At 65.3% G+C, this 22,977-nt stretch carries 20 protein-coding genes; 9 read left to right on the forward strand and 11 right to left on the reverse strand.

The genetic code is table 11. The features are described 5' to 3' along the window. Nucleotides 1-390: alpha/beta hydrolase family protein (locus HFRIS_RS22165; protein ID WP_006465250.1), on the forward strand; the 390-nt coding region annotated here is incomplete at its 5' end. Here HFRIS_RS22165 and HFRIS_RS22170 read toward each other — a convergent pair. Together HFRIS_RS22170 and HFRIS_RS22175 are read right to left on the reverse strand one after the other, a co-directional pair. Further along, nucleotides 365-1,576, reverse strand: coding sequence for a GGDEF domain-containing protein (locus tag HFRIS_RS22170; protein ID WP_006465251.1), 1,212 nt, complete (start codon nt 1,574-1,576; stop codon nt 365-367). The two genes, HFRIS_RS22165 and HFRIS_RS22170, sit on opposite strands and share 26 nt — an antisense overlap. A gap of 197 nt (nt 1,577-1,773) precedes the next feature. Beyond that, on the reverse strand, nt 1,774-2,805 hold the full coding sequence (locus tag HFRIS_RS22175) for an AraC family transcriptional regulator (RefSeq protein WP_006465252.1): 1,032 nt from the start codon (nt 2,803-2,805) through the stop codon (nt 1,774-1,776). Nucleotides 2,806-2,902: 97 nt separating this feature from the next. Between HFRIS_RS22175 and HFRIS_RS22180 the strand changes: the two genes are divergently transcribed. From HFRIS_RS22180 to HFRIS_RS22195, 4 genes are all read left to right on the forward strand, one after another. After that, complete coding sequence (locus tag HFRIS_RS22180) at nt 2,903-4,171, forward strand: MFS transporter (protein ID WP_006465253.1); 1,269 nt, start codon at nt 2,903-2,905, stop codon at nt 4,169-4,171. 222 nt (nt 4,172-4,393) lie between these two features. Beyond that, nucleotides 4,394-5,011 carry a glutathione S-transferase family protein gene (locus tag HFRIS_RS22185; protein WP_006465254.1) on the forward strand — a complete coding sequence of 206 codons (618 nt, stop codon included), beginning with the start codon at nt 4,394-4,396 and terminating at the stop codon, nt 5,009-5,011. A 75-nt stretch (nt 5,012-5,086) separates the two neighbouring features. Beyond that, complete coding sequence (locus HFRIS_RS22190) at nt 5,087-7,168, forward strand: 2Fe-2S iron-sulfur cluster-binding protein (protein ID WP_006465255.1); 2,082 nt, start codon at nt 5,087-5,089, stop codon at nt 7,166-7,168. Nucleotides 7,169-7,257: 89 nt separating this feature from the next. After that, nucleotides 7,258-8,148 (forward strand): LysR family transcriptional regulator, encoded by an 891-nt coding sequence (locus tag HFRIS_RS22195; RefSeq protein WP_006465256.1) that lies wholly within the window; start codon nt 7,258-7,260, stop codon nt 8,146-8,148. Here HFRIS_RS22195 and HFRIS_RS22200 read toward each other — a convergent pair. Genes HFRIS_RS22200 through HFRIS_RS22210 form a run of 3 tightly spaced genes read right to left on the reverse strand, consistent with a single transcriptional unit; the run spans nt 8,145 to nt 11,513 of the window. Next, nucleotides 8,145-9,122 carry a LysR family transcriptional regulator gene (locus HFRIS_RS22200; RefSeq protein ID WP_006465257.1) on the reverse strand — a complete coding sequence of 326 codons (978 nt, stop codon included), beginning with the start codon at nt 9,120-9,122 and terminating at the stop codon, nt 8,145-8,147. The two genes, HFRIS_RS22195 and HFRIS_RS22200, sit on opposite strands and share 4 nt — an antisense overlap. Before the next feature lie 43 nt (nt 9,123-9,165). Next, the gene (locus tag HFRIS_RS22205) at nt 9,166-10,185 is read right to left on the reverse strand and encodes a histone deacetylase family protein (protein WP_006465258.1); all 1,020 of its coding nucleotides are present in this window, start codon (nt 10,183-10,185) and stop codon (nt 9,166-9,168) included. Continuing rightward, entirely contained in the window at nt 10,185-11,513 is a 1,329-nt protein-coding gene (locus HFRIS_RS22210) for an MFS transporter (protein ID WP_006465259.1), read from the reverse strand. Before HFRIS_RS22210 ends, HFRIS_RS22205 begins: the two co-directional genes overlap by 1 nt. Before the next feature lie 208 nt (nt 11,514-11,721). Between HFRIS_RS22210 and HFRIS_RS22215 the strand changes: the two genes are divergently transcribed. Both HFRIS_RS22215 and HFRIS_RS22220 read left to right on the forward strand, forming a co-directional pair. Then, nucleotides 11,722-11,955 carry a type II toxin-antitoxin system Phd/YefM family antitoxin gene (locus tag HFRIS_RS22215; RefSeq protein ID WP_006465260.1) on the forward strand — a complete coding sequence of 78 codons (234 nt, stop codon included), beginning with the start codon at nt 11,722-11,724 and terminating at the stop codon, nt 11,953-11,955. Then, a complete protein-coding gene (locus HFRIS_RS22220) occupies nt 11,952-12,347 on the forward strand; it encodes a type II toxin-antitoxin system VapC family toxin (protein WP_006465261.1) in 396 nt (131 codons plus the stop codon). The genes HFRIS_RS22215 and HFRIS_RS22220 overlap by 4 nt, the downstream gene beginning before the upstream one ends. A gap of 63 nt (nt 12,348-12,410) precedes the next feature. Here the strand turns inward: HFRIS_RS22220 and gabD are convergent, their stop codons facing one another. The 6 genes from gabD to HFRIS_RS22250 all read right to left on the reverse strand — a co-directional run bounded on the left by gabD (nt 12,411) and on the right by HFRIS_RS22250 (nt 20,019). Continuing rightward, nucleotides 12,411-13,868 (reverse strand): NADP-dependent succinate-semialdehyde dehydrogenase, encoded by a 1,458-nt coding sequence (gabD, locus tag HFRIS_RS22225; RefSeq protein WP_006465262.1) that lies wholly within the window; start codon nt 13,866-13,868, stop codon nt 12,411-12,413. Between the two features lie 48 nt (nt 13,869-13,916). Beyond that, nucleotides 13,917-14,750 (reverse strand): ABC transporter permease, encoded by an 834-nt coding sequence (locus tag HFRIS_RS22230; protein WP_006465263.1) that lies wholly within the window; start codon nt 14,748-14,750, stop codon nt 13,917-13,919. A gap of 52 nt (nt 14,751-14,802) precedes the next feature. Continuing rightward, nucleotides 14,803-16,086 (reverse strand): ABC transporter permease, encoded by a 1,284-nt coding sequence (locus HFRIS_RS22235; RefSeq protein WP_039876955.1) that lies wholly within the window; start codon nt 16,084-16,086, stop codon nt 14,803-14,805. 223 nt (nt 16,087-16,309) lie between these two features. Beyond that, nucleotides 16,310-17,353, reverse strand: a complete 1,044-nt coding sequence (locus tag HFRIS_RS22240; protein ID WP_006465266.1) for an ABC transporter substrate-binding protein — start codon at nt 17,351-17,353, stop codon at nt 16,310-16,312. Nucleotides 17,354-17,515: 162 nt separating this feature from the next. Beyond that, on the reverse strand, nt 17,516-18,652 hold the full coding sequence (locus HFRIS_RS22245) for an ABC transporter ATP-binding protein (protein WP_006465267.1): 1,137 nt from the start codon (nt 18,650-18,652) through the stop codon (nt 17,516-17,518). An 86-nt stretch (nt 18,653-18,738) separates the two neighbouring features. Next, nucleotides 18,739-20,019, reverse strand: a complete 1,281-nt coding sequence (locus tag HFRIS_RS22250; RefSeq protein ID WP_081626901.1) for a 4-aminobutyrate--2-oxoglutarate transaminase — start codon at nt 20,017-20,019, stop codon at nt 18,739-18,741. Between the two features lie 126 nt (nt 20,020-20,145). On the opposite strand from HFRIS_RS22250, the gene pdxR reads away from it, so the two are divergent. Both pdxR and HFRIS_RS22260 read left to right on the forward strand, forming a co-directional pair. After that, entirely contained in the window at nt 20,146-21,714 is a 1,569-nt protein-coding gene (gene pdxR, locus HFRIS_RS22255) for a MocR-like pyridoxine biosynthesis transcription factor PdxR (RefSeq protein WP_039876957.1), read from the forward strand. Between the two features lie 168 nt (nt 21,715-21,882). Continuing rightward, on the forward strand, nt 21,883-22,890 hold the full coding sequence (locus HFRIS_RS22260; protein WP_006465270.1) for a zinc-binding alcohol dehydrogenase family protein: 1,008 nt from the start codon (nt 21,883-21,885) through the stop codon (nt 22,888-22,890). Nucleotides 22,891-22,977 lie beyond the last annotated feature (87 nt).

Genomic DNA, 22,977 nt, shown 5'->3' on the forward strand with positions numbered 1-22,977 from the left:
TTCGTCTTTGCCACCAATGGCGGCACGCTGGCCTACCAGGCCATGGCCGGCACCCATGCACAAGCCGACAAGCTGGTCGACGAACGCCTGGCCGCGCCGGTGACGGCCGATGCCAATGACTTCATCTACCAGTGGGGTTCCTCGGCCGACTACAATGCCGCGCCCGGCCTGTCCAAGATCAAGGTGCCGGTGCTGGTCATCAACTCCGCCGACGACGAGCGCAACCCGCCCGAGACCGGCATCCTGCAGGCGGCCCTGAAGGACGTGCCGAGCGCGCAGTTGCTGCTGATCCCGGCCAGTGCCGAGACCCGTGGTCATGGCACCACCGGCATGGCGAAGTTCTACGCGCGTGAACTGGAACAGTTCATCCAGGCCTTGCCGCAGCGTTGACGGCCGCCTCGGCCTTGCATTCGGCGGACGGCTTCCAGCTGGCACCATGCAGCTGGAAGCCGCTCTTGCCGCTGCTCTTGACGTGATACATGGCGGCATCGGCCTGCTCCAGCAGCAGCGACAGGTCGCTGCCGTGGCTGGGATAAAGACTGATGCCGATACTGGCCCCCAGTACGAACTGCTGATCGCCCACCTCGATGGGCGCGGCCAGCCTGGCCAGCAGTTTGCGGGCGATTTCGGGGGCCTGTTCCTGATGCTCCAGCTGGGTGGCGATGACGGTAAATTCATCGCCCCCCAGGCGGGCACAGATGTCGGTACTGCGCACTGCTTCCTTCAGGCGCTGGCCCACACACACGAGCACCTTGTCCCCCACGGCGTGCCCAGCCTTGTCGTTGACCGGCTTGAAGTTGTCCAGATCGATGTAGTACACCGCCACCAGATGGTGGGGGCGGGTGGCCAGTAACAGCGCCTGATCGAACAGGTTGTTCATGAAATGCTTGTTGTAGAGCCCGGTCAACGGGTCCTTGAAGGCCATCGTCAGGGCCTTGGCCTCGGCGCTCAGTAGCCGCCGCTGGAACAGTGAGAGGATGGCTGCCAGCAGGCTCATGTACTGCAATGCCGCCAATGCCGTCCCCAGCACGAAGCCATGGTCCAGCCAGCTTGGATAGAGCGCGCCGATCGGCCCGCCACATGCCCAGTGCAGCAGCAGGGCGCCGAAGGCGGCGGCCATGACACGGCGGATCAGGGGCAGGCAATCCAGCTCGGTCCTGACGATGAACCACAGCACATAGCCCAGGATGAAGACGTTGAAGGCGGCATAGACGGGGCTGCGGATCAGCGGCACCGGCAGCCCGCTCCAGGAGGTCAGCAACCACAGCATGGTCGTACCGCTGACCAGCGCCACCAGCCAGGGATGGATGCCGACCTTGAAGAAGCGTGCAAAGCCCACCGCCAGGAAACTCTTTTCCAGGATCGTGAAACTGCCATAGACCACATTGGACAGGGCGGGATCTTTCAGCGGGGCCAGGAACAGGAAACTCAGGCGCGCCACCAGCGCACAGCCGATGGCTGCGGCCCACCAGCGAGCGCCGGGATTGGTGCGTGGAATCCTTGATGCCAGCAGGAACAGGGCGATGAAGACGCAATACACCCCGGCCCCGAACGCGTGCACGATCTCATGTTGCATGGCGCCCCCTTGCGCTTGGCTCTTTGCTTCGTCCAGCCATCGTCGAGCAGTCGCTGCTCCCCCGGCAGCCATCATAGCCAAGGGGGATGGAGGCGTACAAGGGGGCGGACACGATTGGCCGGCAGCATCCCGCCGGGCAATATTGTCCCGGAGAAAAACGCTTGAGTACGCGCCGCAGCCAGCGCCGGCGGGGAGCTTCAGCCCAGCCGGGCCTGGCTGGGCGGATGACCGATGATGCGCTTGAAAGCGCGGCTGAAGGATGCTTCCGAATCGTAGCCGAGGCGCTCGGCCACCACCGCCACGCGCAGCCCGTCGCGGGCGATCCAGTGGCGTGCCTGGAACATCTTCACCCGGGCCACGTACTTGGCCGGGGTCTCGCCCACCGCGCTGGAAAACTTCTCGATGAAGCTCGATCGCGAGGCCCCCATCAGCGAGGCCAGTTCGGCCACCGACCAGTCACGCTCCGGGTGCTGGTGCACCGCCGCCAGTACGCGCCCGATCTGCGGGCAGCGCACCGCCGCGATCCAGCCGCTGGCATCGGTGCAGGCGCATTCCACCCAGCCGCGGATGATGCTGGCCGCCAGCACATCGGCCAGGCGTGCCAGGATGCCGCAGGCGCCGATGCGGTTGAGCACCACCTCGCGCTCCATCGCATCGAGAAGCGCCAGCACCGCCGGGTCGCGCTGGGCCAGGTCGCAGGCGCGCATCGCCTCCGGCATCATCATCAACAGCGGATGCAGCGGATCGAGATTGAAGCGCAGCGTGCCGGAGAACAGCACATGCGAGGGCGCCGCCGTGACGGCTTCGGCACTGGCCCGGTCCACCTCGGCCAGGCCTGGCGCGCGGTCGTCCACCAGAAACAGGTTCTCCGCCAGCGCCTTGCGCGCCAGCTTGCCGATCTCCACCGTCGGCAGTCCCGGCGTGCTGGCCAGGGCATGCAGCGAACCCCGTGGCAGCAACACGGCATCGCCGGCATTGAGCTGCAGCCAGTCATCCTGGCCGACCTGCATCCAGCAACTGCCTTGGGCGACGAAATGGAAAGTCGCCTCACGTCGCGCCGGAAAGGCCACGGCCCACGGCTCATGCAGCACATAGCGCGCATATTCCACGCCATCCAGCCGCAGGCCCAGCAGGATTTCGGTCAGCGCATCGCCTGGATCAGCCTGATGGGGCTGGCGCAGGGCAGGCGCGGGACGGAACCCGCCAAGGGTCTCAGGGATATCGGACAAGTTTGGACGAATAGTCATCTTATTGCGAAATATCGGCATGGAAAGTCCAGACATTTAACCATAAACTTCGCTTCCCTGTGATAAGAAAGGTATTTCCATGTCCAACCCCGGCACCCTCGAGGCCCCGCTGACCCAGACGTCGGCCCCGGCACGCCCAGCTTCCCCTCCTGCCCACGAAGCAGGGCAGGAGGCCCCCGCCAACTGGGCCGGCATTGCCAGCCTGGCGCTCGGCGTCTTCAGCCTGGTCACCGCCGAATTCCTGCCGGCCAGCCTGCTGACAGCCATCGCCACCGACCTGCACGTCTCCGACGGCGCCGCTGGCCAGGCCGTCACCGCCACTGCCATCGTCGGCGCCGTGGCCGCACCCAGCATCCCGCTGCTGACCCGCAATATCGACCGCAAGCGCGTGGTGCTGATGCTCTCGCTCCTGCTGCTGATCTCCAACATCCTGGCCGTGACTGCACCCAGCCTGCCGGTGCTGCTGGTGGCGCGGGTCCTGCTGGGGGTAGCGCTGGGCGGCTTCTGGTCGATGGCGGCGGCCCTGGCCATGCGCCTGGTGCCGGAGCGCCTCTTCGCACGCGCCATGTCGCTGATCTTGACCGGGGTCTCGGTGGCGACCGTCTGCGCCGCTCCCATCGGCGCCTACATGGGCAATCTGTGGGGCTGGCGCAGCGCCTTCGTGGCCGCTGGCGTGGTCAGCCTGGTGGCCATCGCGATCCAGTGGATCGCCATTCCCCGGCTGCCGCCCAAGGATCACCCCAGCCTCAAGGTCCTGGCCGAACTGCTGGGCCGCACCGATGTGCGGGTGGCCTTGCTGGCGGTACTGCTGGTGGTGTCGGGGCATTTTGCCGGCTTCACCTATATCCGCCCGCTGATGGAGCAGATCACCCACATGTCGGTGGCCACCATCTCGGCGGTGTTGCTGGGCTATGGCGTGGGCGGCTTCTTCGGTAACTTCGCCGGCGGCTTCATCGCCGAGCGCAGCGAGCGCTATGCCATCGTGGCCGGCGGTACCCTGATTGCGCTGCTGGCGGCGTCCCTGTGGGTGGCCGGCAGCTCGCCGATGGTGGCAGCCATCGCCATCACGCTGTGGGGCTTTGCCTTTGGCGCTTTCCCGGTCGGCTTCCAGACCTGGATCGTGCGGGCCGCTCCGGACCATGCCGAAGGTGCTGGTGGCCTGCTGGTAGCGGCCTTCCAGGTCGCCATCGCCAGCGGCGCCATCGGTGGTGGCGTGCTGGTGGATCATGTCGGCGCCCTGGGTGGGCCGATCTTCGCGGTGGTCACCATCACCCTGGGTACGCTGCTGACCCTGCGCTACGGCCCGCGTGGCGGCGGCGCGGCGGTGGCCGGCAACGCCCACTTCTGAGCTGGTATTGAGGACGATCCAGCTGCCTGAACGTCCTCGTTGGCTGTCCCCCCGCTTCCGGTGGCCTCTGGCACCGGAAGCGGCACCCCTCCCGGCATTATTCCTCCCCATGCAATAAAGAAGTGCTCACGGCACGGATTCTCTTCATCCGCGCTTGGCCCCACACTGGCTTCACGGTTCAGGAACAAGTCCTGACCGACTTAACCCACCAGGAGCCACCCCATGAAGATCCATCACCACCCCATGTCCGGCCACGCCCACCGCGCCGTCCTGTTCGCCTCCCTGCTCGGCCTGGATGCCGAACTGATCGAAGTCGACCTGATGGCCGGCGCCCACCGCCAGCCGGCCTTCCTCGCGCTCAACCCTTTCGGTCAGGTTCCGGTGCTGGAAGATGAAGGTGTGGTCATCGCCGACTCCAACGCCATCCTGGTCTACCTGGCCAAGAAAGCCGGTCGCAGCGACTGGCTGCCGGAAGACGCGCAGGGCGCAGCGGCTGTGCAGCGCTGGTTGTCGGTGGCGGCCGGCGAACTGGCCTACGGCCCGGCGGCGGCGCGACTGGTGACGGTATTCGGTGCTGCCTTCAATGCCGAGGAAGTGATCAAGCGCGCCCATGTCCTGCTCAACCGCATGGAGCAGCACCTGGGCCAGCGCACCTGGCTGGCAGCCGAGCATCCCACCATCGCCGACGTGGCCGTCTACAGCTACCTGGCCCGCGCCCCGGAAGGCAATGTCGACCTGAGCGGCTACCCGGCAGTGACCGCTTTCCTGGCGCGCATCGAAGCCTTGCCCGGTTTCGTGCCGTTCATCCAGACCCCGGCCGGCCTGACCGCCAAGGCCTGAACCTCGGATTTGCCGATCAGCCGAGCAGTTGATCAGCCGACCACCCACCACCCATCAGATTCAGCGAGGCCAGACATGAAGACTCCTTCCAACGCATCGACCTGGCATGCCGGCGAAAAGCTGCTCCAGCAAAAGCTGGGCGTGGCTGACAAGATGGAAGCGGTGGGGCGTCGCGTGGTGCGCGACTTCATGCCCGACCAGCATCGCGCCTTCTACGCCCAGTTGCCCTTCATCGTGCTGGGTAGCGTGGACGCCGAGGGCGATGCCTGGGCCACCTTCCTGGAAGGCCGGCCCGGCTTCATGGAGTCGCCTTCGCCCACGGTGCTGGACATCCGGGCCCGCCCCTCGGCCCAGGACCCGGCAGCGGCCGGCATGGTCGCCGGTGCGCCAGTGGGTTTGCTGGGGATGGAACTGCATACCCGTCGCCGCAACCGCATGAATGGCGTGCTCACGCCGCTGGCCGATGGCTGGCGGGTGGAGGTGGACCAGAGTTTCGGCAACTGCCCGCGCTACATCCAGCTGCGTGATTTTTCCTTCGAGCGCGAACCGCGAGCGGCCCATGTCGACCAGGTCGAGCCGATGACTACCCTGGACGCTGCAGCCCGCGCGCTGATCGGCCAGGCCGACACCTTCTTCGTGGCCTCCTATGTCGATCTGGAAGAAGCTCGCCAGGTCGATGTCTCGCATCGCGGCGGCAAGGCCGGTTTCGTCCGGGTGAACCAGGACGGCTCGCTGACCGTGCCGGACTTCGACGGCAACCTGTTCTTTTCCACACTTGGCAACATCGTCCTCAATGGCCGGGCCGGCCTGATGTTCGTCGATTTCGACAAGGGCGACGTCCTGCAGATGACCGGTGAGGCCGAGCTGATCCTCGAGTCGCCCGAGATCGCCGCCTTCCAGGGCGCCGAACGGCTGTGGACCTTCCGCCCGCGCAAGATCGTGCGTCGCCCAGGCGCGCTGGCCCTGCGCTGGCGTTTCCAGCAAGATGCCTGGTCGCCGAACTCGCTCATGACGGGCGACTGGCAGCAGGCCGGCCAGCGCCTGCTGGCCCAGGAGCAGGGCAGCCGCTGGCGCAGGCTCAAGGTCGCCCGCGTGGTGCAGGAGAGCGATTCCATCCGCTCCTTCCACCTGCAGCCCGATGACGGTGCCGGCCTGCTGCCGGCGCTGCCCGGCCAGCACCTGCCGATCCGCGTGCTGACCGCCGGCAGCGACAAGCCGCTGATCCGCACCTATACCTTGTCCTCGGCACCGTCGGATGCGCATTACCGCATCAGCGTCAAGCGTGATGGCCAGGTATCCCAGCATCTTCATGCGCAATTGCAGGAAGGTGACCATATTGAAGTGCGGGCGCCGGCCGGCGATTTCATGCTGGATGAAACATCCTCCCGGCCGGTGGTCCTGTTGGCCGGTGGCGTGGGCATCACGCCCATGATCGCGATGCTGCGTCACATGGTGTATGAAGGTTTGCGCACGCAGCGCATGCGCCCGGCCACACTGTTCTACGCTGCACGCAGCAAAAATGACCGCGCATTCGACGCCGAACTGGCGCAGCTGGTGGCAGCCGGCAAGGGGGCCATCAAGGTGGTGCGCGTGCTGGGCGACACCACCGATGCCATCGAAGGCCGCGACTTCGATGCCGCCGGCCGCATCGACATGACCTTGCTGGCGCGCTCGCTGCCCTTCGGCGATTACGAGTTCTATCTGTGCGGGCCGTCACCGTTCATGCAATCGCTCTACGACGGCCTGCGCGGCTATGGCATCGGCGATGAACGCATCCATGCCGAAGCCTTCGGCCCGGCATCGCTCACCCGCACCGGCGCTGCCAACGAGACGGCACAGGCAGCACAAGCCGCACCCGCCCCGGTACCGGTTGCCACCGAAGCGGTGCCGGTGTTCTTCATGGACAGCCTCAAGGAAGCGCGCTGGACGCCCGGCACCGGCAGCCTGCTGGAACTGGCCGAGGCCCGCGGCCTGGAGCCCGAATTCAGTTGCCGCGAAGGCCACTGCGGCACCTGCCGCACCCGCCTGCTGGCCGGTGCCGTCACCTACCCGACGCCGCCCCAGGCCAAGGTCGGCGAGGGTGAAGTGCTGCTGTGCTGCGCCGTTCCCGCGCAGCCGGCCGAGCCGGGAAGTGGCCGCATCGAACTGGCGCTGTAGGCGGGATCGTGCGCGCCATGCGGGTTGCCTCTGGCCCGGCGGAAGCAGGCATAATGCGAGCTTCTTCGATACCCAGGGAAGGGAAGCACATGGACCGTTGGCTGGCGATGCGCATCTTCGTACAAGTCGCGGAAACGGCCAGTTTCGCCAAGGCCGCGCGACAGATGCAATTGAGCGCCCCGGTGGTGACCCGTACCGTGGCGGCGCTGGAAGAACTGGTCGGCGGTCGCCTGCTGATCCGCACCACCCGCTCGGTGAAGACCACCGAAGCCGGCGCGCGCTACCTGGAAGACTGCCGCCGCATCCTGGGCGAGATCGCCGAAGCCGAGGCCGCCGCCGCCGGCCACCACGCCAGGCCTGCCGGCACGCTGGCGGTGACCGCTTCCTTCATGTTCGGGCAGATGCATGTGCTGCCCATCGTCACCGAATACCTGGATCTCTATCCCGACATGCGGGCGCGTACCTTCTTCATCGACCGCCCCGTCAACATCGTCGATGAAGGCATGGACGTGGCCATACGCATCGGCCATCTGCCCGACTCCGGCTTTACGGCCATCAAGGTGGGATCGGTCAGCCAGGTGATCTGCGCCGCACCGGATTACCTGCGCCAGCACGGCACACCTGCCTCGCCTACCGATCTCAAGCAGCATCGCATCGTCACCTCCACCAGCGCCTGGGCCTCGCCGGAATGGCGCTTCGCCGACGGCCAGCGCGTGCTGATCGACGCCGTCCTGCAGACCAACACCAACGAAGCCGCCATCAGCACCGCCCGCAAGGGCTGGGCATTGACCCGGGTGCTGGCCTACCAGGTCGCGGCCGATCTGAAGGAAGGCCGCTTGCAGCGGGTGCTGCGCGAATTCGAAGAGCCACCCCTGCCGATCCACGTGCTCTACCCGGAAGGGCGGCACTCACCGGCCAAGGTGCGGGCTTTCATCGACCTGGCGGTGGCGCGCTTGCGGGGTAATCCGCTGTTCAGCTAGCTTGCCGTCCTGGCCTCCAGCGGCACCCGCTGCAGGAACCTCTCAAACGAGGCCAGGAAAGCCTGCTCCGGCGCCGACAGCTTGCGCTGCCCATGCCAGGTCAGGAAGACATCGATCTCGGCCACCGGCCCGTCCAGGGGCAGGACCTTCAACTGGCCCTCGGCCACGTCCTGCCCGATCAGGTGCTCGGGCAGGAAACTCAGGCCCACGCCGGCCACCACCATGCGGCGGATTTCCTCCACATGCGACGAGGCGCCGGCAATGTGGCCGGTGAAGCCCTGCTGGTCGCGGAAGACGGTCAGCGGGGACAGCGTGTCGCCCAACTGGTCGCTGGCGAAGCAGACGAAATTCTGCACCAGCAGTTCGGCCATGCTGACGCTGCGCTGGGCGAACAGGGGATGATGACGTCCGCACACCAGCACATAGCGATGCCGCAGGAAGAGGCGCCGCTCCAGCTTTTCCACCGGCTTGCGGCACAGGCACAGGCCCAGGCCGCTGCTGCCCTTGGCCAGGGTGTCGAGAATGGCGGCACTCTGCATGACGTCGATACGAAACTCCACACGCGGATAACGGCGATGGAAGCGCGCCAGGAAATCGTCATACGCCGCGCTCTGCACCCGGCTCATCAGCAACAGCCGCAGACTGCCCGCCACGTCCTCGCCGGCATGGCCGGCGGCGCCATCGATGCGCGCCACCATGCCATACATCTCCCGCGCCACGGCATAGATTTCCTCGCCCAGCGGCGTGAGGCGGAATTCGCCATGGCGGCGATGCAGCAGCACGCCGCCCAGCGTCTCTTCCAGCCGCCGCAGCGCCTGGCTGACCGCAGGCTGGCTCAGGCACAGGGTCTCGGCGGCGCGCCCCACGCCCCGCTCCTGGACCACGAACATGAAGGTGCGCAAGAGGTTCCAGTCCATGCGTTCCGAGGACAGCGGCGGCAGGAGCGGGCGGGGGCTGGCGGAGGCGTGGCGCATGGGGGGCTCTGGCGTTGGGGGCTGGGGGCGCGGCAATGGCGATTCAGGGATGCTCCAGTCCGGCGAAGAATCGCGCGGCATTGTCCTGCAATCCGGCAATATGGTAACCGCCTTCCTGCACTACCAGCGTGGGCAGTCCCAGCGCGCCCACTGCGCGCCCCAGCCGTTCGAAGCCAGCCGCGCTCACGCCGACCACGGCCTGCGGGTCTTTCTCGAAGATGTCGAAGCCCAGGCTCAGCACCAGCACCTCCGGCTGATACAGGGTGATGGCGCGGCAGGCCTGCTGCAGCCGGTCGAAGAAGACCGCCTCCGGCGAGCCATGCGGCATGGGCAGGTTGAGGTTGTAACCCAGGCCTTCTCCCTGGCCGCGCTCTTCCTCGAAGCCGGCCACCACCGGATAGAAATTCACCGGATCACCGTGGATGGAGACATACATCACGTCCCGCCGGGCATAGAAGATTTCCTGGATGCCCTGGCCGTGGTGCATGTCGGTATCCAGCACCAGCACCCGCCGATGACGTTCGCTCAACATCTGCGCGGCGATCGCGGCATTGTTGAGATAGCAGAAGCCACCGGCCGCATCGCGCCGCGCATGGTGGCCCGGCGGGCGGCACAGCGCATAGGCACGCCGCTCGCCGGCCAGCAGCGCCTGCGCGCCGGCGATGGCGCATTGCGCCGACCAGTAGGCCGCATGCCAGGTCTGCGGCCCCACCGGGCAGCTGCCATCGGCCAGGTAACGCGCCGCCTTGGCCAGCACGCCGCGCAGGGGATTGGGTTCGCGCACGAAAATGTTGGAGACCACTTCATCTCCCCAGTCGTCGGGCAAGGCCATCCATTGCGCATGGGCCTCCTGCAGGAATTGCAGATAATCCAGCGCATGCACCGCACCGATGGCGGCCGCCCCGGCATCCGGTGGAGCCTGTACTGCAAAGCCCAGGCGGGTGGTCAGCGCGGCCAGTTCGTCCAGCCGTTGCGGTACCTCCTGCGGCACGCGCATCTTGCCGCGCGAGTAATAGCTCTGGGGGTGATGCAGTTTCTGGTCGGGATGGTAGAAGGTCTTCATCAGCTCTCCTGTGCCTGCAGACCGCGTTCCGGCGCGGCATGGTGCGCACGGCCCAGGCGCTGCACGCACAGCAGCGACAGCAGCGAGATACCGGAGAACAGCAGGGCCAGCGGCCACCACTGGCCCTGGAATTTTTCCGCGAGGACGGTGCCCAGCAAGGGTGTCAGCCCGCCGAAGATGGCGCCCGAAACCTGATAGGCCATGGAAATGCCGGTATAGCGGATGCGGGTCGGGAAGGCCTCGCTGACGAAGCCGGCGATGACCGCATAGTAGGCGCCGATGAAGAGCACCGCGATCGCCACGCCCAGTGTCACGCTGGCCAGCGAACCCTGGTCCACCAGCGAGAACATGGCATAGGGCGAGACCACCGACAGCGCCGACATCGCCACCAGGAAACGATGATTGCCGATACCGTGTGCCAGGTGCGCCGCCAGCGGCGTGATGAAGAACTGCATCACCGACACCACCAGCAAGCCATTCAACACCAGCGCCCGCTGCAGGTGCAGGTATTGCGTGGTGTACACCAGCATGAAGGTATTGGTGAAGTAGAAGCCGGCGATGCCCAGCACATTGGCACCGATGGCCAGCGCCAGCAGGCCGGGCGCGCCCCGCAGTACCTCGGTCAGCGGTGCGCGCTCGGCGCGCGCGGCCGGTGCCTTGGCACGGCGCTGCTGTTCGGCCAGGAAGTCGGGCGACTCCTGTACCGACAGCCGGATCGCGAATCCCACTGCCAGCAGCAGGGCGCTCACCAGGAAGGGAACGCGCCAGCCCCAGTCGAGGAAGACCGCATTGTCCTGGCTGCTGACCAGCTTGAACATGAGCGTGGCCAGGATCAGCCCGGCGGGGCTGCCCAGTTGCGCGAACGAGGCGAGGAAGGTGCGCCGGCTGCGATCCGGCGAATGTTCGGCCGCCATCAGCACGGCCCCGCCCCATTCACCGCCGACTGCGATGCCCTGGATCAGGCGCAGCAGCACCAGTGCTACCGGCGCCCAGATGCCGATGCTGGCATAGGTCGGCAGCAGCCCGATCAGGATCGTCACCGAGCCCATCATCAGCAGCGTGATCACCAGAGATTTCTTGCGACCGACGCGGTCGCCGATGTAGCCGAAGATCGCTCCGCCCAGCGGTCGCGCCAGGAAGCCGACGGCGAAGGTGCCAAAGGAGGCCAGCGTGCCGTAGAAGCCATTGGTGGTCGGGAAGAACAGCTTGCCGAACACCAGGGCCGAGGCCATGGCGTAGATGTAGAAGTCATACCATTCGATCATGGTGCCGACAAAGGCGGCCAGTGAGGCGCGAACCGGCTGGTGCCGGGGTGGGGCGGTGTGCATGGTCCAGTCTCCCGTGGTGGGTGTTGAGGTAAGGGGAACTGGAGTTATACGATTGCCGCGTTCATAAGAAAAATTAGCTTTTTGAATCTTTCACATTCGGTTTTCTTATCCAGAACGGCCGTGCATGGCTATGTCGAGTAAAATGACTTGTATGGGTAGTCATTTTGTTTCATGATGACGCAGTTTCATCGATCAGGAGGATTCGAACATGCAAGCCAATCAAGTCTCCAAGACGGAGTTCAAGGCCAAGGCATTGGAGTATTTCCGCCAGGTGGAAGCGTCTGGCGAGAGTGTCGTGGTCACCGATCATGGCAAGCCCACGCTGGAGGTCCGGCCCTTCCGGGACACGGAGCGCGAACCGCTGGATATTCTGGCAGGGTCGGTGCTGCGTTATGACGATCCTACAGCGCCGGTGGATACAGAATGGGAGGCGGCGCAGTGATTGCGTTGGACACGCACACCCTGGTCTGGTGGGCCAGTGCCGACGATAGCCTGAGTCGAAAGGCCAAGCGGGCCATCGAGCAGGAGCTCGATGGTGGGGAAATCATCATCTCGGCTATTTCCGCATGGGAAATAGCGATGCTGGTGGAGCGCGAAAAGCTGGTGCTGTCGATGGACGTTGATCGCTGGCTCGCCACGGTGGCCGACATCGCGGCGGTACGAATAGTGCCGGTGGATGTGGAAATTTCCGTCAAGTCAGTCAACTTGCCGGGGGAGTTTCATAAAGACCCGGCTGACAGGATGATTGTGGCGACGGCGCGAAAATTTGCCATTCCTCTTGTGACCAAGGACGAAAAGATTCGCGCCTACCCCCACGTCAAGACCCTCTGGTAACCCAGTAACCCGACCGCCGCAGCGGTCGGCTGATCATGGCAGATCAGTTCAGTATCGTGCAGATCAGATGCCCCCCATGCACAGATACTTCACCACCAGATAATCATCGATCCCATAGTGGGACCCTTCGCGGCCCAGGCCGGATTGCTTGACGCCGCCGAAGGGGGCGACCTCATTGGAGATGAGCCCGGTATTGATGCCCACCATGCCCGATTCCAGGCCTTCGGCCACGCGCCAGATGCGGCCGATGTCGCGTGAATAGAAATAGCTGGCCAGGCCGAATTCGGTGTCGTTGGCCAGGGCCACGGCTTCGTCGTCGGTCTTGAAGCGGAACAGCGGGGCCATGGGGCCAAAGGTCTCTTCGCGGGCGACCTGCATGGCCGGGGTGACGTCGGCCAGCACGGTGGGTTCGAAGAAGCCATGGCCCAGCGCGTGGCGCTTGCCGCCCAGCAGCACGCGGGCGCCCTTGGCGACGGCGTCGGCGACGTGCTGTTCGACCTTCTTGACGGCCTGTTCGTTGATCAGCGGACCCTGATTCACGCCGTTCTCCATGCCGTCGCCGACCTTGAGCTTCTTCACCGCTTCCACCAGCTTGGCGGCGAAGGCATCGTACACGCCGTCTTGCACGTAGATGCGGTTGGCGCATACGCAGGTCTGGCCGGCATTGCGGTACTTGGAGGCGATGGCGCCTTCGACGGCGGCATCCAGGTCGGCATCGTCGAAGACGATGAAGGGCGCATTGCCGCCCAGTTCCAGCGAGAGCTTCTTGATGCTCGATGCGCTCTGCTGCATCAGCAGCTTGCCCACGCCGGTGGAGCCGGTGAAGCTGATCTTGCGCACGATGGGGTTGGAGGTCATTTCACCACCGATTTCCTTGGCCGCGCCGGTGACGACGCTGAACACGCCCGCCGGCACACCGGCGCGCTCGGCCAGGACCGCCAGCGCCAGGGCTGAGAAGGGGGTGGCTTCGGCCGGCTTCAAGACCATCGGGCAGCCGGCGGCCAGTGCCGGGCCGGCCTTGCGGGTGATCATTGCCGCCGGGAAGTTCCACGGCGTGATCGCCGCGCATACGCCGATGGCTTCCTTGACCACGACGATGCGGCTGTTCGGGGAGGGCGAGGGGATGGTGTCGCCGTAGGTGCGCTTGCCTTCTTCGGCGAACCATTCGATGAAGGAGGCGGCATAGCCGATCTCGCCCCGTGCCTCGGCCAGCGGCTTGCCTTGCTCGGCGGTCATGATCAGGGCCAGGTCGTCGGCGTTGGCCATCATCAGTTCGTACCAGCGGCGCAGGATGACGCTGCGTTCCTTGGCGGTCTTCTTCTTCCAGGCCGGCCAGGCAGCGTTGGCGGCCTCGATGGCGCGGCGCGTCTCGGCCGCGCCCATCATCGGCACATGGCCCAGCAGGCTGCCGTTGGCGGGGTTGTGGACTTCATGGGTGGCGCCGCTGTCGGCGTCGCACCAGGCGCCGTTGACATAGGCTTGCTGGCGCAGCAGGGAAGGGTCTTTGAGTTGTTGCAGCATGTCGGGTCTCCGTTGGGTTTCCATGTGGGTATCCGGATGGGCGCAGCGTCAGAAGCGGGCTGCGGCCTTGTTGCGCCCGCGCAGCCATTCCAGGGCCAGCAGCAGGCAGGTCGAAAACAGGATCAGGATCGTCGCCAGCGCGGCGATGGTCGGGCTGATGTTGTCCTTGATGCCGGCAAACATCTGGCGCGGCAAGGTGGCCTGTTCGGGGCCGGCTACGAACAGGGTAAGAACGACTTCATCGAAGGAAGTTGCAAAGGCGAACAGGGCGCCCGAGATCAGGCCCGGTGCGATCACCGGCAGGGTGATGCGGAAGAAGGTGCGCAAGGGGCTGGCGCCCAGGCTCAGGCTGGCGCGCACCAGGTTGTGGTTGAAGCCCTGCAGGGTCGCCAGCACGGTGGTCACCACGAAGGGCGCGCCCAGTGCGGCGTGCGCCAGGATCAGGCCGAGATAGCTGTCGGCCAGGCCGATGCGGGCAAAGAAGAGGTACACGCCCACGCCCACCACCACCACCGGCACGATCATGGGCGAAATCAGGATCGCCATCAGGATGCCCTTGCCCCGGAAGTCGGCCTTGTTCAGCCCGACCGCAGCCAGCGTGCCCAGCACGGTGGCGATGACGGTGGCGGCCGGGGCGACGATGAAGCTGTTCCTGGCGGCGCGGATCCAGTCGTCCGAGGTGAACAGGTTCTCATACCAGCGTAGCGAGAAACCCTTGATGGGATACATCAGGAAGCTGCTGTCGGAAAACGACAGCGGGATCATCACCAGAATGGGCAGCACCAGGAACAGCAACACCAGCAGGTTGAAGCTGCGCGAGGCAAAGTACCAGACCCGTTCGACGAGCGAGGTATAGGGCGGGAAGAGAGGCGGTTTGTTCATGGCGGATTTCCTGGATTCATCGATGGCAGCGCGGCAGTCGGTCGGTGCAAGCTCATCCGATGCCGACGTCGACCTTGGCGAAGCGGCGGTAGACGCTGTACAGCACCAGGGTTGCGGCCAGCAGCAGGGCGCCCAGCGCGCAGGCCATGCCCCAGTTGATGGTGGTATTGATGAAGTAGGCGATGAAGTAGCTCACCATCTGTTCGTTGGGGCCGCCCAGCAGGGCCGGGGTGATGTAGTAGCCACCGGCCATGATGAACACCAGCAGCACGCCGGCGCCCACGCCCGGATAGGTCTGCGGCACATAGACGCGCCAGAATGCGGCGAACGGGTGACTACCCAGCGACACGGCCGCCTTCAGGTAGGTCGGCGGCACCGACTTCATGACGCTGTAGAGCGGCAGGATCATGAAGGGCAGGAGGATGTGGGTCATCGAGATATAGACGCCGACCCGGTTGAACACCAGTTCCAGCGGCGACTGCGTCAGGCCGGCCAGCATCAGGGCCTTGTTGACCAGGCCTTCCGATTGCAGCAGCACGATCCAGGCCGCCACGCGCACCAGGATCGAGGTCCAGAAGGGGATCAGCACCAGGATCATCAGCAGGTTGGCGCGGCGCTCCGACATGGTGGACAGCCAGTAGGCCAGCGGATAGGCCAGCAGCAGCGTGATCAGGGTGACCACCGCGCTCATCCATAGGGTGCGGCCGAAGATGGTGCGGTAGATGGCCGATTCGGGCGCGGCAGCTTCGATGTCGCCAAAGACGTTCTGGCGCAGGTCCAGCGAGGCCAGCAGGTAATAGGGGGAATAGACCGAGCCGTTCTGGGCGATCACGCGCCAGATGTCGGGCTGGCCCCAGAGCGGATTGAGGGCGATGATGGCCTCGCGCGCGGCGGCCGGTGCCAGTGGCTTGCCGTCGGCGTCGCGCAGCGGCATGGCGCGGGTGGTACCCATCACCAGCGAGCGCGAGCCGGCGATTTCGATATTGAGACGGCGCGCCAGGTTGCCGGCGGTGGTCTCTTCCTTGGCGCGGGCCAGGTCTTCGGCCAGGGCGGCGTAAGCCTGGTCGGGCAGGGCGGCCTTGCGGTCCCAGCGCGACAGTACGGCGACCGTCTGCGGCAGGGTAGCGGCGACTTCGGGATTTTCCACGGCGCGCTGCAGCAGCGCCACGATGGGGGCCACGAAGGTCAGCAGCAGGAAGATCGCCAGTGGGGCGATCAGTGCCAGTGCGCCCAGTCGCTTGCGGGTCTGGGCGGCGTGCAGTTCACGCTTGAGTTGCTGCGGGTCGGGTTCGGCCAGGGGCATGGCGGCGGCGGTGCGGGTGGCGATGGTGGTCATGTCTCGGTAGTCCGGTGGCAGCAGTTTCAACACAACGGTTCCTGGAAATCAGCGCGCCGTTGCGGGACGCATGCAACTGCTGCTGCAATACCCGCTCCCGTTCGGACTGAGTAGGCCCTGCAAGGGCCGTATCGAAGGCGCACAGAGGTGGGTGCCTTCGATACGCGGCTACGCCGCTACTCAGGACGAACGGGAGTGGGAGCGCGCAGCTGCATGGGGCCTCTTACTTCGCGATCCAGGCGGCGAAGCGTTGCTCCAGCTCTTCGCCGTGGTCGGTCCAGAACTGCAGGCTCAGTTGCACGGCGTCCTTGGCATTGGCCGGCGAGGTCGGCAGGTTGCCCAGGGTCTTGGCGTCCAGCAGCTTCAGGGCGCCCTTGTTGACGGGGCCGTAGGCGATGTTGTTGGCATAGACCTTCTGGTTCTCAGGCTGGCTGGCGAAGCTGATGAACTTCTCGGCCAGGGCCTTGTTCGGCGAACCCTTGGGGATCACCCAGTAATCCAGGGTGTAGACGCTGCCGGTCCAGACCACCTTGAGGTTCTTGCCTTCGCGCTGGGCGGCATCGATGCGGCCGTTGTAGGCGTTGGCCATGACCACGTCACCCGAGGCCAGGAACTGTGCCGGCAGGGCGCCCGCATCCCACCACTGGATGTTGGGTTTCAACTGGTCCAGCTTCTTGAAGGCGCGGTCCACGCCTTCCTTGGTGGCCAGCACCTTGTAGACGTCCTTGGTCGGCACGCCGTCGGCCATCAGGGCGAACTCCAGGTTGTACTGGGCGCTCTTCTTCATGCCGCGCTTGCCGGGGTATTTCTTGGTGTCCCAGAAATCGGCCCAGCCGGTCGGTGCGCTCTTGAGCTTGTCGGCGTTGTAGGCCAGCACGGTGGACCAGACGAAGGCGCCCATGCCGCATTCGCTGACGGTGGCTTCGGGGATGTAGTCGTCCTTCTTGATGGTCTTGGCCAGGTCCAGTTTTTCGATCAGGCCATCGTCACAGGCGCGGTTCAGGTCGCCGCCATCGATTTCCACCACGTCCCAGCTGACCTTCTTGGTTTCGACCATGGCCTTGACCTTGGCCAGTTCGCCGTTGAATTCGGCGGTCACGACCTTGGTGCCGGTGCTCTTCTGGAAGGGTTCGACGTAGGCGACCTTCTGCGCGTTGCCATTGGCGCCGCCGAAATTGACCAGGGTCAGTTCAGCGGCAGAGGCCGCGCCGGAAAGCAGCAGGCCCAGGGCGAGCGGGGACAGCAGGGCGGGTGTCAGGCGTTTCATTGTTGTTCCTCGTTGGTTATCGTGCTTGTTGACTGTGTGACGTTGTTGCGCTGGATCGGACTTCATGGGCAATCTGCGTTGCCTGGAAAACTAACAAATGGAACTGCAACATCAAGGTACGGCGAAACAAAAAACTAAGTAAACGGGAGGGAGTCAGGGCGCTCAGAGGAAGCAGCGCAGGCGATCCTGCGCGATATGCAGCACCACGCTGCTGCCCTCGGTCAAGCCGGCCAGCGCCTGGTCGGACAGGGAGAGCTTGACGAAGCAATCTTCCTGCCCCGTGACGGTGCACCGTACGCGCACATGATCGCCGAAATAGATCAGGCCGCCGATGGTGGCGCGCAGGCTGTTGGGTTCGCTGCTGCCACCTGCGGCCAGGCGGATGCGTTCGGGGCGCACGCAGGCGGTGATGGCCTGGCCGGCGTGCGCGCGGTGGACATTGAGGCCAGTCAGCACGGTGCCATCGGCCAGGCGCACGGTACAGTGCTCGCCCTGTACCGATTCCACGCTGCCCTGGAAACGGTTGTTGTCGCCGATGAAGTTGGCCACGAACTGGTTGTCGGGATATTCGTAGAGTTCGGTCACCGGGGCCAGTTGCTGGATCACGCCCTGGTCGAAGACGGCCACGCGGTCCGACATGGTGAGGGCTTCGCTCTGGTCGTGGGTGACATAGACGAAGGTCACGCCCAGGCGCTTGTGCAGGGCCTTCAGTTCCAGCTGCATGTGTTCGCGCAGCTGCTTGTCGAGCGCGCCCAGCGGTTCGTCCATCAACACCAGTTGCGGATCGAAGACCAGTGTGCGCGCCAGCGCCACGCGCTGCTGCTGGCCGCCCGAGAGCTGGGTCGGATAGCGGTCGCCGAATTTCCCCATCTGCACCATGTCCAGCGCCTGCTTGACCTTGGCTTCGCGGGTGGCGCGATCCATCTTGCGCACCGACAGCGGATAGGCCACGTTCTGGGCGATGGTCATGTGCGGGAACAGCGCATAGTTCTGGAACACCATGCCGATGTTGCGCTTGTGGGGCGGCACGCGGTTGAGCAACTGGCCATCGAGACGGATCTCGCCGCCGGTGGGAAACTCGAACCCCGCCAGCATCATCAGGCAGGTGGTCTTGCCCGAACCCGAGGGGCCGAGCAGGGTCAGGAACTCGCCACGGCGAATCTCCAGGTCCAGGCTCTTGACGATCAGGTTCTCGCCGTTATAGGTCTTCTTTACGCCGCAGAACTGCACCAGCACGTCGCTGTTGCCGGGCTGGGTCTCTTCCTGCACTGCCTGCTTCATTGCATAAGCCGCCATCATCGTTCCTCTCTTTTACGCGGGGCCGGATTCATCGTCCGGCCCGTCTACCCATTACTGCATCAAACAGCTGCCGTGCAATGCAAGTCTCAGGCCAGCTTGATGGCTGCGGCCAGGATGCCCAGCGCTTCGTCCATGACGGCATCAGGAATCGTCAGCGGGAACAGGAAGCGGATCACGTTGCCGTAGCTGCCGCAGGTCAGCAGCAGCAGGCCGTGATCCAGGGCGTGTTGTTGCACCTTCTTCGTGTAGTCCGCATCCGGCTTGCCGGTGGCCGGGTCGGCGAACTCCACGGCGACCATGGCACCCACGCCGCGCACTTCGGCAATCTGCGGCACGGCCGAACGCAGTTCCTTGAGATGCTCCTGCAGTTTGTCGCCCAGGCGCGCGCCACGGGCCACCAGCTTTTCTTCCTGCATCACGTCCAGCACCGCCAGCGCCGAGGCCACCGCCAGGGGATTGCCGGCATAGGTGCCGCCCAGGCCACCGGGGGCGGGCGCATCCATGATCTCGGCACGACCATTGACGGCCGACAGCGGCATACCACCGGCCAGGCTCTTGGCCATGGTCATCAAATCGGGCAGCACGTCGTAATGTTCCATCGCAAACAGTTTGCCGGTACGGCCATAGCCGGACTGCACTTCGTCGGCGATCAGCAGGATGCCGTGCTCGTCGCAGAGGGCGCGCAGGCCGCGCATGAAGTCGGCCGGGGCGGCGTAGAAGCCGCCTTCGCCCTGCACCGGCTCCAGGATGATGGCGGCCACGCGGCGCGCTTCGATGTCGCTCTTGAAGAGGCCCTTGACGGCTTCCAGCGCATCGTCGGTGCTGATGCCATGCAGGGCGCTGGGGTAGGGGGCGTGGTAGACGTCGCCCGGGAAGGGCCCGAAGCCCAGCTTGTAGGGAGCGACCTTGCCGGTCAGCGCCATGCCCATCATGGTCCGGCCGTGGAAGCCGCCGGCAAAGGCGATCACGCCAGGACGGCCGGTATGGGCGCGGGCGATCTTGATGGCGTTTTCCACCGCCTCGGCGCCGGTGGAGAAGAAGGCGGTCTTCTTGGGGTAGTCGCCCGGGGTCACGGCGTTGATGCGCTCGGCCAGTTCCACGTAGCTGGCATAGGGCACGATCTGGTAGGCGGTGTGGGTGAACTTCTCCATCTGGGCGCGCATGGCGTCGAGCAGCTTCGGATGACGGTGGCCGGTGTTGAGCACGGCGATGCCGGCGGCGAAGTCGATGAAGCGGCGTCCCTCGACATCCCACAACTCGGCGTTGACGGCACGCTCGGCGTAGAAGTCGCACATCACGCCCACGCCGCGCGGGGTGGCGGCGTTCTTTCGTTGTTGCAGTTCCTGGTTGGTCACCTGGGTGGTCATTGCTTGCTCCGTTCTTGCTGCGTTGAATGGCGCCGGCACGGCGCGGAAATTGCTGAGTCGGGAAACAATATAAAACCCAAGTGGCACTGTAATATAGAGCCAATTTCAAATATCTGATGGTGCCACTTGAAACTCGCCTCCTTGTCCGACTATCTGCTGCTGCGCATCAACCGTCCTTCCTCCAAGGCCGGTCCGGGCAAGGGCCGTGCCGCTGCCGGCCGGGAAAGCACCGCAACGAAAGGCCCCCGAACAGGCAAGACCGCGGCTGCCGTTCCGGTGAATCGGCAGATCTACCAGTTGATCCGCGAAGCCATCCTGGCCCACACCTTGCCGGCCGGCATGCAATTGCCGTCCTCGCGCGACCTCGCCACGGAGCTGGGGACCTCGCGCAATACCGTGACCTATGCCTATGAGCAGTTGCTGGCCGAGGGGTACCTGGAAAGCCGCACCGGCGCCGGCACCTTCGTGGCCGACACGGCGCCGGACCAGATGCCCGAAGCAGTGGAGCGCAAGGAGCCGCTGACGGACCCCTCCGGCAAGTCCGAACTGTCGGCGCGGGGTGCGATGCTGACGCGCCAGGCCGGTGTCGGCGAGCGCCAGTGGGGCGCCTTCATGCCGGGTGTGCCGGATGTCACCTGCGTGCCTTACAAGATCTGGGGACGGCTGCAGAACAAGCACTGGCGCCGTTCCAATTCCGACCTGCTGACCTATGGCCCCGGCGCCGGCTATGCGGGGCTGCGCGAGCAGATCGCCGAATACCTGCGCGTGGCGCGCTCGGTCAATTGCACGGCCTCGCAGGTGTTGATCACCACCGGCATCCACCAATCGATCGACATCGTGGTCAAGCTGCTGGGCGAGCACGGCGATACCGCCTGGGTCGAAGACCCCTGCTACTGGGGCACGCGCAGCGTGCTCAATTCGCTGGGCATCCAGTCGGTCCCCATCGCGGTGGACCAGGAAGGCATGCGCATGCGCCTGGCCAACCTGCGCCGGCCACCGCGCTTCATCTGCACCACGCCCTCGCACCAGTATCCGCTGGGCATGGTGATGAGCCTGTCGCGACGGCGCATGCTGCTGGAATACGCCGCCACCCACAAGGTGTGGATCATCGAGGATGACTACGACAGCGAATTCCGCTACGGCGGACGGCCGCTGGCTTCGCTGCAGGGCATGGATACGCAGGACCGGGTGCTCTACATGGGGACCTTCAGCAAGATCATGTTCCCGGGCTTGCGCATCGGTTTCCTGGTGGTGCCGGAATCGCTCTCCCGCGCCTTCGCCACCGGCATCGCCGAGTTGTACCGCAACGGTCAGGTGTTCCTGCAGGCGACGCTGGCCGACTTCATGGCCGAGGGGCATTTTGCGTCGCACATCCGCAAGATGCGGGTGCTCTACGCGGAACGGCTGCAGTTGCTGCAACAGGCCATCAATCGCCACTTCGGCGAAAAGATGACCATCACCGGCGGCGAGGCCGGCCTGCATCTGGTGCTGGGTCTGCCGCAGGAATGCGACGACGTGCTCATCTGCGAACAGGCGCTGGCCGCCGGCATCGTGGTGCGACCGCTGTCGCGCTACTACATGCATGCCCGTGGTGCGCGGCGTGGACTGCTGCTGGGCTATGCCAGCGTGCCCAATGACGAGATCGCCCGGGCCTTCGACAAGCTGGCTGCGGTGATCAAGCCGCATCTGGCGTGAGCCGCCTGCAGCAAGGGATTGCGGGCGATTTTCGCTTCTGCGATGAAAGTCTTTATCGAGGCAGGTTCTGGCGGGCGCGAGCTTGCGGACCTAAGATGCTGTCCATGCAAGGCAGGCACAAGCTTCCTGCCTGATGCAACCCTCATGTTCCACAGAAAAGGATTTCCCATGAAAGCCATTGTCTACAGGCAGCACGGCCTGCCCATCAGCAACCCCGAGTCCCTGATCGATACCACCCTGCCCGAGCCCACACCGGGCGAGCGCGACCTGCTGGTCGAGGTCAAGGCGGTCTCGGTCAATCCGGTCGATACCAAGGTGCGCGCCGGCTCGCCCGTCAAGGAGCCGCGCGTACTGGGCTGGGACGCCTCGGGCGTGGTGCGCGCCGTGGGATCGGCAGTAACGCTGTTCCAGCCTGGCGATGAAGTGTTCTATGCCGGCGCCATCACCCGACCCGGCTCCAACAGCGAACTGCACGTGGTGGACGAGCGCATTGTCGGCCGCAAGCCCGCCAGCCTGGGCCACGCCGATGCAGCGGCCATCCCGCTGACGGCCATCACGGCCTGGGAACTGCTGTTCGACCGCGTGGCGGTGCCGGAAGGTGGTGGCCAGGGACGCAGCCTGCTCATCATCGGTGCTGCCGGGGGCGTCGGCTCCATGCTGACCCAGCTGGCCCGTCGCCTGACGCAACTGACCGTCATCGGCACCGCCTCGCGCCCGGAGACCGTGCAATGGGTGCAGGAGCTGGGTGCGCACCACGTGATCGACCATAGCCAGCCGCTCAAGCCGCAGCTGGAGAAGATCGGCATCCCCGAGGTCGATATCGTCATCAGCCTGACCCATACCGACCAGCACTTTGCGCAGATCGTCGAGTTACTGGCGCCGCAGGGCCAACTGGCCCTGATCGACGACCCGGCCACGCTGGATGTGGTGCCGCTCAAACGCAAGAGCATTTCGCTGCACTGGGAGCTGATGTTTACCCGCTCCATGTTCCAGACCGCCGACATGATCCGCCAGCACGAGCTCCTGCAACGCGTGGCGCAACTGATCGACGAGGGTGTGCTGCGCACCACCACAGGTGAGCATTTCGGCCGCATCAATGCCGAGAATCTGCGCCGCGCACATGCCCTGATCGAGACCAATCGGGCGCGGGGCAAGGTGGTTCTGGAAGGCTTCTGAGCCCTCGGGTGCCAGGCCAGGAGAGGCAATCAACCCTGAGCTCAGCCGTCTCGCGGGCCGACGCTTATTCGAGCGCCGGCCGCGGGT

This window comes from Herbaspirillum frisingense GSF30 (assembly GCF_000300975.2).
GTDB lineage: Bacteria > Pseudomonadota > Gammaproteobacteria > Burkholderiales > Burkholderiaceae_D > Herbaspirillum > Herbaspirillum frisingense.